Below are 13,488 nucleotides of genomic sequence, written 5' to 3' on the forward strand. Positions count from 1 at the left end.
AACACCGCCACCAACCCGATGTTGAACAGTCCGACGCCCAACGGCACTCTAGCCCCCAAGACCAACGATAACCCCAGCGTCGATATCGCAACCATCGTGACCGCCTCGGCACTGGGAATTTCGACGGAGACCAACGTCAAACCGCAGCCGATTGCCATGGCCACCACAAACCCCAACGGCAGCAAACCGCGCCAAAGACCGGGGGTTTGCGCAATCCACAATCCGACGGCCAGCATCGTGAGCAGATGATCCGCGCCGCTCACCGGATGGAGCAAACCACCGATAAAGCCGAGGGATTCAGCCGCCCAATGCAACGGATGGGCCTCGACAACCAGAGGCTGCATGAGGAATACCGCAATCATGCGTTGTAAAAAACCTGCCTTGCCATTCATCGCTACCTCCAATCAACGCTGTTGAATACTGACCGATACCCCAGGCGTCTTGCCGGAAAACAACGAAAAACTTGGCCCGGCCGATAGGATTCAATCCAGGCAACCGCGCCAAGAGCGGACTATGACAACTGTGAAGACATGGCGGAACCGAGAAGATCGGCACTTGGACCGTAGTCCAACAATAGGCCGATCCCTAGCCATGAGGGTATCGCTACGCCTTGCCCAAGCCAACCTGAAATACCTCAACGCCGGCTGGACGAATAGGGCGAGCATATTCTAGCAGAGATATGAACTAATAAAAATATTTCATAATGATTCGGAATTTTTCGGTCCCTGCTCAACGCCGGTGCCCAAAGCCGCTAGAACCGGTCTCGGCGGCGGATGCCGACAGGGCCGAGTTCCCACCTTTTGACAGCGGGTGGGAATTTTGTCGATTGACAGCATAAGGCGCCGGTGTTCGAGTGCAAGAAGCGATCGCGACAACGGCCTGGGGCGCCCGACCCGGCCGGCCGAGAACGGATTCAGGCGCGCCGCCTTCCGACACCGCCGAGCCTCGTCTTTATCGTGAAGCAAGGTGGGATTCGCAAGCCGCCCCACTTGACCGGACAGGTGACAAGTGGGGCGGCGAGCAAACGGTAGTCAACGCGCGTCGAATCGATCCAAATCCATCACCTTGGCCCACGCATTGGCAAAATCCCGGACGAACTTGTCCTTGGCGTCGTCGAATGCATAGACTTCAGCCACCGCCCGCAACTCGGAGTTGGAGCCAAAGATCAAGTCCACCGGCGTCGCGGTCCATTTCAGCTGGCCGGTCGCCCGGTCCTTGCCCTCGTAAATGCCTTCGGTCGCGGACTTGCTCCATTGGGTACCCATATCCAGCAGATTGACGAAGAAATCGTTAGTCAATTCGCCGGGCCGGCTGGTGAAGACGCCGTGTTTGGCGTGGCCGGCGTTGGCATCCAGCGCCCGCATGCCACCGATCAGCACCGTCATTTCCGGCACGCTCAAGCTCAGGTAGCTGGCGCGCTCGACCAGCATTTCGGTTGGTGAATGGGCGCTATCCTTTGCAAAGTAATTGCGGAAACCGTCGGCTTTGGGTTCCAGTACCGCTGCGGAATTCACGTCGGTTTGTTCCTGAGAGGCGTCCATCCGGCCCGGCTTGAACGGTACCTGTACTTTAAAACCGGCTTTCTTGGCGGCTTCTTCCACCGCCGCCGAGCCGCCCAGCACGATCACGTCGGCCAGCGAGACTTTTTTGCCGCCTTTCAGCGAGCGGTTAAAGTCGTTCTGGATGGCTTCCAGTTTAGCCAACACCTTGGCCAGTTCGGCGGGATCGTTGGCTTCCCAATCCTTCTGCGGCGCCAGCCGAATCCTGGCGCCATTGGCGCCGCCGCGCATGTCGGTGCCTCTAAAGGTTGCCGCCGAGGCCCAGGCAGTCCGTACCAGCTCCGGTATCGTCAAATCCGACGCCAGAATGGTCGATTTCAATTTCGCAACGTCCTTGGCGTCAATCAGTTTGTGATCCACTTTGGGAATCGGGTCTTGCCAGACAAAGTCTTCGGCCGGCACTTCGGCGCCGACATAGCGGGCCTTGGGTCCCATATCGCGGTGCAACAGCTTGAACCAAGCTTTGGCGAAGGCGGTTTCGAATTCTTTCGGGTTATCCAGAAAGCGTTTGGAAATCTTTTGATATTCCGGGTCCATTTTCAGCGCCAAGTCGGTCGTAAACATGATCGGCGGGTGGCGCTTGGTCGTATCGTGGGCGTCCGGCACGAAGTTTTCGCCCTTGTTATCCTTGGGTATCCACTGCGTCGCGCCGGCCGGACTCTTGGTTTGCTGCCAATCGAAGGTGTACAACCAGGTCAGATAGTCGTGGGTCCAGCGGGTTGGGTTGGTCGACCAGGCGCCTTCCAGGCCGCTGCTGATGGTATCGACGCCGTTGCCCGCGCCGCATTGGTTGGCCCAGCCCAAGCCTTGCTGTTCGACGCCGGCCGCGGCCGGCTCCTTGCCGACGCATTCGTCGGGTTTATGCGCACCGTGAGCCTTGCCGAAGGTGTGGCCGCCGGCAATCAATGCCACGGTTTCCTCGTCGTTCATCGCCATCCGCCCGAAGGCTTCGCGGATATGTTTGGCGGCGGCCAACGGATCGGGGTTGCCGCCCGGGCCTTCCGGATTGACGTAGATCAGGCCCATTTGCACGGCGGCCAAGGGTTTGGCCAGTTCGCCTTTGGCGTCGTGGCGTTCGTCGGCCAGGAATTTTTTCTCCATGCCCCAATTGACGTTCTCGGCTTCCCAATCATCGGCACGGCCGCCGGCAAAACCGAGGGTTTTGAAACCCATATCCTCCAGCGCCACGTTTCCGGCCAACACCATCAAGTCGGCCCAGGACAGTTTGGCGCCGTATTTTTGCTTGACCGGCCACAACAGGCGGCGAGCCTTGTCCAGATTGACGTTGTCCGGCCAACTGTTGAGCGGCTCGAAGCGTTGCTGGCCGCCGGACGCACCGCCGCGACCGTCAAAGATGCGGTACACGCCGGCGCTATGCCAAGCCATGCGGATGAAGAAAGGCCCGTAGTTGCCGTAGTCCGCCGGCCACCAGGGTTGCGAGGTATGCAAGACAGCGATGATGTCTTGTTTGACCGCTTTCAAGTCCAGGGTTTTGAATTGTTCGGCGTAGTTGAAGGCCTTGCCCAACGGGTTGGATTCGGCCGAGTTTTGGCGCAGCGGTTGCAGATTCAGTTGCTCCGGCCACCAAAAGCTGTTGGTGGTGGGCTGCGTGTCGGCCTGTGCCGGCATCGCGTGCAACGCCGCGGTAATAGCGACCGCCAAAGCGGAAGCCAGGAAGGTTTGTCGGGTTTTCATGATGCACCTCTAGTCCTGATGATGGTTGGTCGAAATGCTTGCCATTGCCCAATCGGTCGACTTCGCCGCTAACAGGCCAAGCGAGGGCAAGCAAAATTGTAGTGCCAATGTTCGGAATCGGCCGGTTCGGCCCTCGGCCGCGACGGCATTCCCGAACCGGTGATGTGTTATCCAAGGACAGCGCTCGAATTTCGCGCTCGCCTTGAAACGTTGTCGGCGGGGCTATTCAACCGAACTACGCCATCGAATTGAAATTGATTTCCTGGATGGGCCGATAGCTCGCATCAATAGCAGCGGAACCCGCGCAATCATGGATAATGTTTCCGGCCGCCGGTTCAATTCGGCACAGCTTAACCACAGGGGGTTACCACGAATGAATTTGCGCGATTTAAGCTATCTGGTCGCGGTAGCGGATTTAAGAAACTTCAGCCAAGCCGCCGAACATTGTTCGATCAGCCAGCCTACCTTGAGCACGCAGATCAAAAAGCTCGAGGATTATCTGGGCGTGGACTTGTTCGTGCGGGATAAAAACCACGTGGATTTAACCGAGGCCGGCCGCGAGATATTGCCCATCGCCCGCCGCATTCTGGACGACGCCCGCTCGATACGGCAAATCGCCGCCCACGCCAGCGGACGGCACCGCAATCAGTTGTCGTTGGGCGCCTTCCCCACGCTGGCGAGTTACGTGCTGCCTGAGTACGTGTTTCGGCTCAAGCAACACTATCCGGAGCTGAAATTGCAGTTGGTCGAGGAAAAAACCCAGGCTCTGATCGCACTGCTGCTGGGCAAAAAGCTGGACGCGGCGCTGCTGGCGCTACCGGTGAGCATCGACGCGCTGGAGCAGCGCGGCTTATTTGAAGACCCGTTCACGTTGGCGGTTTGCGCCGACCACCCGCTGGCCGAGTTGGACGAGGTCGAGCTGGGCATGGTGGCCCAAGAGCATCTGCTGTTGCTGGACGAAGGCCACTGTTTACGCGATCAAGCGTTGAAGCTGTGCGATCCGTCCCGCTTCGTCGAACACGATTTCCGGGCGTCCAGCCTGGAAACCCTGCGCTACATGGTCAAGAACGGCGTCGGCGTAACCTTGATGCCATCCGTCGCGGTACAACCGGACGACAAGGACATTCGCTACATCCCGATCCGCCAGCGGCCCAGCCGTACCATCGCGCTGGTATGGCTGAAGACCCATCCCCGCGCCGGCTTGCTCGAGGACCTGGCCGGACTGCTGGCATACAAGCCCGTGGTCTGACATTCGATCCGCCGCCGAAGCGCGCCGCGTTGGACGTACTTTACTGGCAAGCGGAGCTTCCTCCCCGAGCCGGACACCTTCGATAGCGGCAAAAGCCGCCCCCAAGTTTTGCGATTTGGGGGACGAAGCAGGGCGAACGCGATTGCACGCCCGCTAAAACTCGTACTTGAAACCCGCCTGCACCAAGCGCGGCATGCCGGGCTGTATGCCCCGCACCCGATCGGCGATATAGGTGTTGTCCAGCAAGTTTTTCATCGCCACGAACAAGGTCAAATCCTTCCGCACTTTGTACGAGCTGGCGAAGTTGACGACCACGTAGTCGTTGATTTTGCCGTAAGTGCCGCCCAGCGCGGCGCTGCTGGTGGGCCCGCTCGGGTGATCGGCGCCATTCTCCAGATTCAAGAAATCCGCATATTGCTCGCTGACGAAAGCCGCTTCCAAATGCGCATCGAAGCCACTGGGATGCGAGTAACCCAAGGTCGCGGTCAACAAGCTTTCCGGTGCGTACGGCGCCCGCTTGCCCGCCGCGGAACCGAACACATAACCGCCCGGACAGCTCGTGGGTATTGCCCCGCTGGACAAGGCCATGCAACGGAAGGCCTCGGTTGTCTCGGCGGTCGGCAGCCACATGTAGGCAATTTGCGCGTAAGGATTGTGGGTCCAATTGAACACATCGCCGAAATCGGCCCGCGCCAGCCATTCGATGCCTTCGTAAAGGGCCTTGCCTTGCGCGACCGGCACGGTGCCGCCGCCGACCGTCCCCAATACCGTCAGGGCGTCGAAATCGTTATGAAAATAGGTCAACTCGGTTTTGACGCCGCGAGCCGGCCGGGCTCGGATACCGAACTCGGCATTCCAGCTGATTTCCGGGCCGATTTCGGCCGAGCCGCCGGTGTCGTTGTAAATCGCGTCCTCGACCCTGGGCGGCGCGAAACCTCGGTGGATACCAAAGAACAGCGTGGCCTGATCGATCGGCGAATACGTCATCGCGAACGACGGCAAGATTTCCGTCAGGCTGCTTTGACCCGTTGTGCCAAGCAGCAGGTTTTTACGTTCATAACCGACGGACTCGACCCGGACGCCCGGCGTGAACGTCCAATCGCGCCAGATGAATTGATTCTGCAAGAACCCCGAATAAGCGTCGGCGAACCGTTGGTTGTTTTCGGTCAATTGGCCGTAATTGCCGCCGCCAGGATTGCTGGCGTCGCGCGCGTCCGCCGAACTGCCGCGAATAAAACGCCGATACTGGTTCTCGAAATGCGCCCGAAAACCGGCATCCAGTTGGCTCTCGATGCCGAACAAGTGGTGCCTGGCATGCAAGGTCGGCGCCACGCCCCAGGTTTCGTAGGTTCGTAAACGGCCGGAGTTGTAATTGCACAAATCCATATCCACCGGGATGCCGTTTTGCCGGTCTTGCACATAAGTGGCAATTCCTCGGCCGACACACTGGTTTTCGGTCGGAAATTCGTTCTGCTGCCGCCACCAGTTGCGCTCGTAGGACGACCAGTAAAAGCTGGTCTCCAAGGTCACGTCGTCGTTGAAACCGTGCTCGTAGGTGGCCGAGGTGGACCAGCGGTCGTTAATGAAACTGGCGTTTTTATCCGGATTGTAGCGGGCACCGAGCTTGCGGTATTCGGCGTCGGTCAAGCCGAAGGCGGCGCCTTGCTCGTCCTGGTGGTAAAAGTCGCCGCGCAGGGTCAAGCGGTTGCGGGCGTCGAAATCGATGATGCTTTTCAGGTTGGCGTCGTCCACCACGGCGAAGGTATTGTCGCGATTTTCCATGCCTTCCTTGTGAATGAAATCGACCACGCCGCCAACCGCGTCCAGGCCTTGCACGTGCTTGAGCATGCCGCCGTAGCGGGCGTGGCCGTTGAGATAGTCGCGGTTGCCGCCGGTAAAACCGACAAAACCGCCCGGCGTGGTTGGCACCTTCGGCGTCAAATAATTGATCGCGCCGTTGATGGTTTGCGGGCCGAACTGAGTCAAGTCGGCGCCTTTATAGATCTCGATGCCGTCGTAGCGTTCGATCGGCGGATGGTAGTAAATGTCGTTGTCGCCGTAGGGCGCGAAATTGAAGGGTATGCCGTCTTCCAGAAACAACACCTTGGTGGAGCGGAACGGGTTCTGGCCGCGAAAGGCGATATTCGGCCGCAAGCCGAAGCCTTCCTCGTCACGCACGTAAACGCCCGGCGCCTTGCGCAGCGCTTCGTTGACGGTGAACACCTGATCGCGTTCCAGGGTTTTCTTGGTTATCACCGAGGTGGAGCCGGAGAAGGTCGCGGCCTTCTCGACGCTTTCGGCGACTTCGACGCTGGGCAAGGCCTCGCTTTGGTCGGCGTCCGCTGTTTGATTTCGAGGCGACTCGGCCGCTTCGCCGGCAAACGCGCCCTGGGCCAGCGCGCCGAGGATCAGCGCCGGCCATATTCCGTTGTTATTCCGCATTTCGTTCAATTCCCGTTCGAATTTGAGTAGGCGCATCCGCCGCCCCGGCCGGCTTTCCCGCCGGAATCCGCCGGCCGAAGCCCGGATGCTTAACGCAATTTAACGAACTCGCGTGAATCGAAACTGAAAAACGGTCAATGAATTAACGGCTCAACGGCAGGCGCAGCGTCACCAAAAAACCGCCCAAGGCCTTGCTGCGACCGAACTCCAAACTGCCTTTGTAACTCTCGACGATATCGGCGACGATGCCCAAACCCAGACCGTGGCCTTGCACCGACTCGTCCAACCGATTGCCGCGCCGGGTCAATCCCGGCAATTCGGCTTCGGCGCAACCCGGCCCGTCGTCGGCGACCCGCAACAGCACCTCGTCGGCAAAGGCCAGTTCGACGTCAACGCGCCGCCGCGCCCATTTGCAGGCGTTGTCCAGCAAGTTGCCTAGCATTTCCATCATGTCTTCCCGATCGAAATGCACCGATGCGTCCGGCGCGGTCAACTGAATATCCAGGTCTTTATCGGCGTAAATCGCCCGCAGGGTTTTTTTCAGCGCGACTAATTCCTGGCGCGGATTGAAGGCGGCGCTGGCTTGCTGGTCGCCGGCGATCCGGGCCCGTTTCAGTTCCCGCTCGATGCAGCGCCGGATGGTTTCGGTTTGGCCCCGCACTTGCCCGCGCAAGTCGGGATGATCCAGAAATACCGGCTCTTCGGCGACCCGGAACAACAAGGCCATCGGCGGTTTCAGCGCATGCGCCAGATTGCCGATCGCGGTGCGGGACTGTTGCAAGCGCCGGGCGACCAGTTCCAGCAAATGGTTGATCTCGTTCACCAGCGGTTTGATCTCGTCCGGCACGTCCAATTCGATACGCTGGCGCCGGCCGCTGCAGACTTGCTCCAGTTCGCCGCCCACCGCCGTCAGCGGCCGCAACGCCCGGCCGACATCCCAGCTCAGCACGCCGATCGCGCCCATCAGAATCGTCAGCGTCAACGCAAAATAAGCGGCGCGTATCCAGGTGATATCGTGATCGACCGCCGACAAATCCTCGGCGATATGAATGTTGATTCGATGGCCGAAGCGCACCGCGCCCAAGCCCAACACCAGCAAGGGGCGGTTTTCCGGACCTGACAAATGATAAAGCGTCTGTTGTTCGGGGCCGACCGCTTGCACCGGCAACGAAAAATCCAGCAGCGACGGCGACGGGTGGGCTTCGGCGTCGATTTTGACCAGATAGTAATGGCCGGACAGCGGCCGGCTGTATACCGAGCTGATCCGCGGACGGATAAATGTGACCGTATCGTTGTCGGCGTAGGCCAGCGATTCCAGCAGGGAATAGCCGTCGTCGGCCAACCGGTTCGCCATCTGGCCCTCGGCGACGGTGCGGATCACCCAATCCGCCGCGACCCAATGCACGACGAAAATCACGCACAGCGCCGCGATCAGGCCGCGGCCCAGGCGCTGGCGCAGCGCCATCATGGCCGGCTTCCGAACACGTAACCCTGGCCCCGGCGGGTCTGGATCAAGTCGCTGCCGACAATCTTGCGCAAGCGTTTGACATAGACTTCGATAACATTGCTGTCCGGCTCGTCCGCTTCGCTGTAGATATGTTCGCTCAATTGCGATTTGGTCAGTACCTTGCCGGCGTTCAGCATGAAGTAGCGCAGCAAGCGAAATTCGATGGCGGTCAACGGATAGGCATCCCCACCGTTGACCGAGGCGGTTTGCTCGTCCTCGTCGAGCAGGACACCCAGCACCTGCAACGTGAACTGATTGTGGCGGTAAACCCGTTTCATAATGGCTTGCAGCCTGACCAGCAATTCTTGCGGATGAAACGGCTTGCCCAAATAATCGTCGGCGCCGGCCTTGAAGCCATCCACTTTTTCGTACCAGGCGTCGCGGGCGGTCAAGACGATCACCGGCGTGGCATTTCCGGCATCCCGCCAGCGTTTCAGAACGTCGAGGCCGGACAATTTGGGCAAACCCAAATCGAGTATCGCCGCGTCGTAATGTTCGGTCGCGCCGAGAAATTCGCCGCGCTCGCCGTCCGAGGCGGTATCGACGACATAGCCGGCCCGCTCCAAGTCCATCTTTAGCGGTGCCGCCAAGGCGGCGTCGTCTTCTATCAACAACAATTTCATCGTCTAAGACCTGTCCCTTCTCCGCGCCCGGCGCAACCCCCGCCGGGCTTCCCAACCTCCATTCAGGTGCCTATCGGCCAACACGGTCAAGTACCGAACCGCCCGAGCCAATCACTGAATTCGCAACAAATATCCGTCGGTTTTCTCGCAGCCAGGCTTGCTGTGCGCGGTGACGCTGAGCCGGGCGAAACCGTGCTCGATCGGCCGCGGCAATTTACCCCTGACTTCGGTCTGGCCGTTTTTCAGCGGAAAAAACTTCAGCTCCTTGGCGGATAAATGATATTGAATAGACCCGGCGCTGATATTGGCGACAATGGAAGTCGTCGTGGTATTGGACGAGGCAATAAAGCTGAATTCGGTAAACGACTGCAGGTATTTGTTCGGCGCCGGTTGAAACTCACTGAATATCGGTTTGTCGCAATGGCCGGAACTGGAGGAACTGCCGTATGCCAGCGCATCGCCCACCGCCAGGCCCAACGCCAACGCGGTGACTGTCTTGATTGAAGCCTTCATGTTTACTCTCCCGTTTAGTTATTATTTGGGACATAGCTTATCAACAAATCCGCGACGAGCGGATGAATTCGGCCCATCCGCCCATCCAGCATTTTAGCGACTCAATACCATGCCAGCCCTAGCCTTTGTCGATTTGGAAACCACCGGCGCCTCGCCGCAGCAAGATCGGATTACCGAAATCGGTATTGTCTTGGTCGATGCCGACGGCGTCCGGGAATGGAGCCAGCTGGTCAACCCGCAAATGCGCATTCCACTGTTCATCGAACAAATGACCGGTATCAGCAACGAGATGGTGGCCGGCGCGCCGTCCTTCGCCGCGATTGCCCGCCAGGTCTGGGAACTGTTGGAAGAGCGGATCTTCATTGCTCATAACGCCCGTTTCGATTACAGCTTTCTGAAAAACGAATTCAAGCGCCTGGACCTGCCGTTTCGGCCGCAAGTGCTTTGCACGGTCAAATTGTCGCGCGCACTCTATCCGCAATTCCACCACCACAATCTGGACAGCCTGATCGAACGGCATGGCCTGACCGCCAAGGACCGGCATCGCGCGCTGGCCGACGCCCAATTGATTCATCAGTTCTGGGAACAGCTGCATCGCGAATTTCCGTCCGAGCGTTTGGCCGACACGGTGGCCGGTTTGCTCGGCAAATCCAGCCTGCCCTCGCAGATCGACCCGTTGTTGACGCACGACCTGCCCGACGCGCCGGGCGTGTATTTGTTTTACGGCGAAAACGATTTGCCGCTCTACATCGGCAAAAGCGTGAATATTCGCCAGCGGGTGCTCGCCCACTTCGCGGCCGACCACCGCCACGATAAGGAAATGAATCTGTCTCAGCAACTTCGGCGCATCGACTGGCTGGAAACGTCCGGCGAGTTGGGCGCGCTACTGACCGAAGCCAAGTTGATCAAACAAATGATGCCGGTCTACAACCGCCGCCTGCGCCGCAAGAATGCGCTGGGTGCCTGGCAACTGGCGCGGCACGGCGAGCAATTGCGCCCCGAACTGGTCTGGGCCGATGCGCTGGATTTCGGCGATCAGGATAATCTGTACGGTCTATACCACAGCCAGCGCGATGCCCAAAAAGCCTTGCGCGGTCTGGCCGAACAACACGGCTTGTGCCTGAGCGTACTGGGTCTGGAAAAAACCGCGCGGGGAAGACCCTGTTTCGGCTACCAATTAAAAAAATGCTTAGGCGCCTGCGTCGGCGCCGAACCGCCGTTGGCGCATGCCAGCCGTTTACTGGTCGCAATGCAAAAGCTTAAATTGGCGACCTGGCCCCATCCCGGTCCGATCGGCGTTCGGGAAGGCGACGACATACACGTCGTCGACCGCTGGTGCTATCTGGGCAGCGCCCGCACCGAGGCCGACATCGCCGAGCTGCTCGAGGCCGGCAGGCCGGCTTTCGACCGCGATACCTATACCTTGCTCGCCAAGATGTTGAAAAAGGCCCGGATTATTCCGCTGAAAAGCCGCTCGCCCGCCACGCTCGACCCGGATCAAGACTTCTAAACCACCGCCCCGCCGAACCGCCGCGCGGCGGCTGATAGAACCGATAAAAAACACTTGTTCTTAATTTGTTTTGTTTGTATAGTCTTACAAAACAAACACAGAACAACCATGGCCCTGACCCGTAAACAACAAGCACTGTTCGACTTTCTACTGCAAAACCAGGACAGTTTTGCCCATCCGCCGACGCTGGAAGAATTGTGCGCGGCGATGGGCTTGAAATCACGCGGCTCTCTGCATAGCCAGATCAAGGCCCTGATCGACGCCAACCTGGTCGAAGCACCGGAACGCAAGCAGCGCGGCATCCGCCTGACCGATTACGCCAAATCGCTGGCCGCCCCGGCTCGGGATGCCAGCCTGCTGCCGCTGGTCGGCTATATCGCCGCCGGCCGGCCGATCGAAGCCATCGAAAACATCGCCTACATGGCGGTACCCGAGCCGCTGAAAACCGACAAACCCTGTTACATCCTGCGGGTCAAGGGCGACTCCATGCAGGAAGCCGGCATCTTCGACGGCGACTGGGTTGTCATCGAGCAACGCAGCCATGCCCGCAACGGCGAGATTGTCGTGGCCTTGGTCGATAAGGCCGAAGCCACCTTGAAATTTATCGAGCAATACCCCCACGAAACCCTACTGGTTCCCGCCAATTCTCAGATGCAGGCCATGCGTTTTCGGCCAGAGCAAGTGGAAATACAAGGTGTGCTGGTAGGCCAGATGCGCAGTTACACCCACCCTTAAAACCGGAGGCAACCATGATTCGTCACACCGTCCACATGCGCGACCAAAAAGCCAACCAAGTCGCGATGCTGAACCGAGTCGCCCGTCAATCGGCGATCAATATGCTGGAAGAAATCACGTTGGTGATCGTATTGTGGGGTGTGTTTTTACTGGCGACCGGTTGACGCCAGCCGGCGGATATTGGCAATGTTTAAGCTGTGTTTTTTCGTACCCGCCAGCCATCTGGAACCGGTCAAAAGCGCGCTGTTCACCGCCGGTGCCGGCTGCTTCGGCAATTACGACCGTTGCTGCTGGCAAACTCTCGGCATCGGCCAATTCCGTCCGTTACCGGGTAGCGCGCCCTATACCGGCCAAACCGGCGAATTGACGCAAGTCGAGGAATTCAAAGTCGAGATGGTTTGCAGCCCGGCCGCGATTCGCCCGGCGCTGGCCGCGCTAATCGCCAGTCACCCTTATCAGCAACCGGCTTACGAAATCCACCGTTTGATCGATCCCGATGCGCTGCCGGAAGCCGATTAACCGATTTGCCAGCTGAATTCGAATCGGCGCGAGGCGTTGACTGGGGCGCGTTTTCGGATTTTAAAACGGCCCGAAGGCACAGCCTTCAGCTTTTTTCAGACTTGCATATCCGCCGCAGGCACTTCCACCAACCGTTATCGCGCGCTAAACCGTCCCGACCGGATATAAAAATCCCCGGAAGGCATTTCCCAGCGTCTCGGCCTTACCCTCGCGACTCTCGAAGGCGCGCCCAACACTGCCCCCAGCGCCGCCGCAACCGGCGGCGGCCCCGCTTAGGGTCCTGACAGTACCGTCCAGGGCTTTTCATACGCGCCCAAGCTGGGTTGCTATCCGGTCAATCCGACGGGAAGTGCGGACCAAGCGAGTTTTGAGTTGTTTTCCGTCACCAAGCATAGAGATTCCCCTCTGTTAGGCTTGGCCCGCCGGAGGCTTCGGCCCTAGCCGCTGCCGGATATCGCTGACCGGATCAGGAAAGATCGCTCGCGTCGGTTATGCGATTCGCAACTAGGCATGCTCCATCCGGGCAGCCGTTCGCTCAATTGATTTCGTTGAGCACGTCGTCAACGATGTAGAAACGGTTTTCGGTAATCACGTCCGCCGCGATTCGACTGTTAAGCAAGTTATCCACGTCTTCGAGCACACGGTCGAGAATTCTCGGGAGTTCGGCGCGTTCGGCCGATTTGCGCAAGGCTTCGCCCCATATCCCGATATGTCGGGTCGTGATGCGGCGCACCGTATTATCCTTGGCCCATTCCACGGCGATAGCCAATCCCAAACGCTCCAGTTTTCCTTGCATTTGGTGTTTTTGCGAGGGGTCGGTCAGCTTGGTCGTCAAATCCCGGCTCACTTCGAGCCAGCCGGTCGGATGCAGCTCCCACCCCAGGTAAAAGCGTTCGACCCAGGTCAGGTATTCCGGCAAACTTTGCAGTTCGGCATTGCGGCGGTCTCGCTGGTAATGCTCGGCGAACACGGCATGCGCCGGCACGTTTTCCGGCCACGCGGATTGGCGGAAGTTGGCTGTCGAGCAACCCCAGAGCAAACCAATCGCCAGGCAAATCGGAACGCGGACTTTCATTGCATTGCTTCCAGTTCGGAAAGGAATGCGAGGATTGTAGCGGGAGCCCGATGACAGAACG

General features: G+C 59.1%; 12 protein-coding genes. 5 read left to right on the forward strand and 7 right to left on the reverse strand.

Features of this window, described 5'->3' with window-relative positions; all coding sequences use genetic code 11:
* Both AC3B8H_RS00805 and katG read right to left on the reverse strand, forming a co-directional pair.
* On the reverse strand, positions 1–392 hold a 392-nt coding region (locus AC3B8H_RS00805; protein ID WP_488439725.1), incomplete at its 3' end, for a HupE/UreJ family protein.
* A 639-nt stretch (positions 393–1,031) separates the two neighbouring features.
* Positions 1,032–3,254 carry a catalase/peroxidase HPI gene (katG, locus tag AC3B8H_RS00810; RefSeq protein ID WP_488439726.1) on the reverse strand — a complete coding sequence of 741 codons (2,223 nt, stop codon included), beginning with the start codon at positions 3,252–3,254 and terminating at the stop codon, positions 1,032–1,034.
* A gap of 373 nt (positions 3,255–3,627) precedes the next feature.
* Here katG and AC3B8H_RS00815 point away from each other — a divergent pair, with 373 nt between their 5' ends.
* Positions 3,628–4,503: a LysR substrate-binding domain-containing protein gene (locus AC3B8H_RS00815; protein WP_488439727.1), complete on the forward strand. Its 876-nt coding sequence runs from the start codon at positions 3,628–3,630 to the stop codon at positions 4,501–4,503.
* A 153-nt stretch (positions 4,504–4,656) separates the two neighbouring features.
* On the opposite strand, the gene AC3B8H_RS00820 is transcribed toward AC3B8H_RS00815, so the two are convergent.
* The 4 genes from AC3B8H_RS00820 to AC3B8H_RS00835 form a co-directional block, all read right to left on the reverse strand.
* On the reverse strand, positions 4,657–6,981 hold the full coding sequence (locus AC3B8H_RS00820; protein WP_488439728.1) for a TonB-dependent receptor family protein: 2,325 nt from the start codon (positions 6,979–6,981) through the stop codon (positions 4,657–4,659).
* A gap of 106 nt (positions 6,982–7,087) precedes the next feature.
* On the reverse strand, positions 7,088–8,413 hold the full coding sequence (locus AC3B8H_RS00825; protein WP_488439729.1) for an ATP-binding protein: 1,326 nt from the start codon (positions 8,411–8,413) through the stop codon (positions 7,088–7,090).
* Positions 8,410–9,075, reverse strand: coding sequence for a response regulator transcription factor (locus AC3B8H_RS00830; RefSeq protein WP_488439730.1), 666 nt, complete (start codon positions 9,073–9,075; stop codon positions 8,410–8,412). The genes AC3B8H_RS00825 and AC3B8H_RS00830 overlap by 4 nt, the downstream gene beginning before the upstream one ends.
* Positions 9,076–9,186: 111 nt before the next feature.
* Positions 9,187–9,588, reverse strand: coding sequence for a hypothetical protein (locus AC3B8H_RS00835; protein WP_488439731.1), 402 nt, complete (start codon positions 9,586–9,588; stop codon positions 9,187–9,189).
* A 109-nt stretch (positions 9,589–9,697) separates the two neighbouring features.
* On the opposite strand from AC3B8H_RS00835, the gene AC3B8H_RS00840 reads away from it, so the two are divergent.
* The 4 genes from AC3B8H_RS00840 (at position 9,698) to AC3B8H_RS00855 (ending at position 12,352) form a co-directional block, all read left to right on the forward strand.
* Positions 9,698–11,098, forward strand: coding sequence for an exonuclease domain-containing protein (locus tag AC3B8H_RS00840; RefSeq protein ID WP_488439732.1), 1,401 nt, complete (start codon positions 9,698–9,700; stop codon positions 11,096–11,098).
* A gap of 108 nt (positions 11,099–11,206) precedes the next feature.
* Positions 11,207–11,833, forward strand: a complete 627-nt coding sequence (lexA, locus tag AC3B8H_RS00845; RefSeq protein WP_488439733.1) for a transcriptional repressor LexA — start codon at positions 11,207–11,209, stop codon at positions 11,831–11,833.
* Positions 11,834–11,847: 14 nt separating this feature from the next.
* Entirely contained in the window at positions 11,848–11,997 is a 150-nt protein-coding gene (locus tag AC3B8H_RS00850; protein ID WP_157197959.1) for a hypothetical protein, read from the forward strand.
* Between the two features lie 22 nt (positions 11,998–12,019).
* Complete coding sequence (locus AC3B8H_RS00855; RefSeq protein WP_488439734.1) at positions 12,020–12,352, forward strand: NGG1p interacting factor NIF3; 333 nt, start codon at positions 12,020–12,022, stop codon at positions 12,350–12,352.
* Between the two features lie 535 nt (positions 12,353–12,887).
* On the opposite strand, the gene AC3B8H_RS00860 is transcribed toward AC3B8H_RS00855, so the two are convergent.
* Positions 12,888–13,427 (reverse strand): hypothetical protein, encoded by a 540-nt coding sequence (locus tag AC3B8H_RS00860; protein WP_488439735.1) that lies wholly within the window; start codon positions 13,425–13,427, stop codon positions 12,888–12,890.
* Positions 13,428–13,488: the final 61 nt, after the last annotated feature.

This window comes from Methylomonas sp. BG-2 (assembly GCF_057766305.1).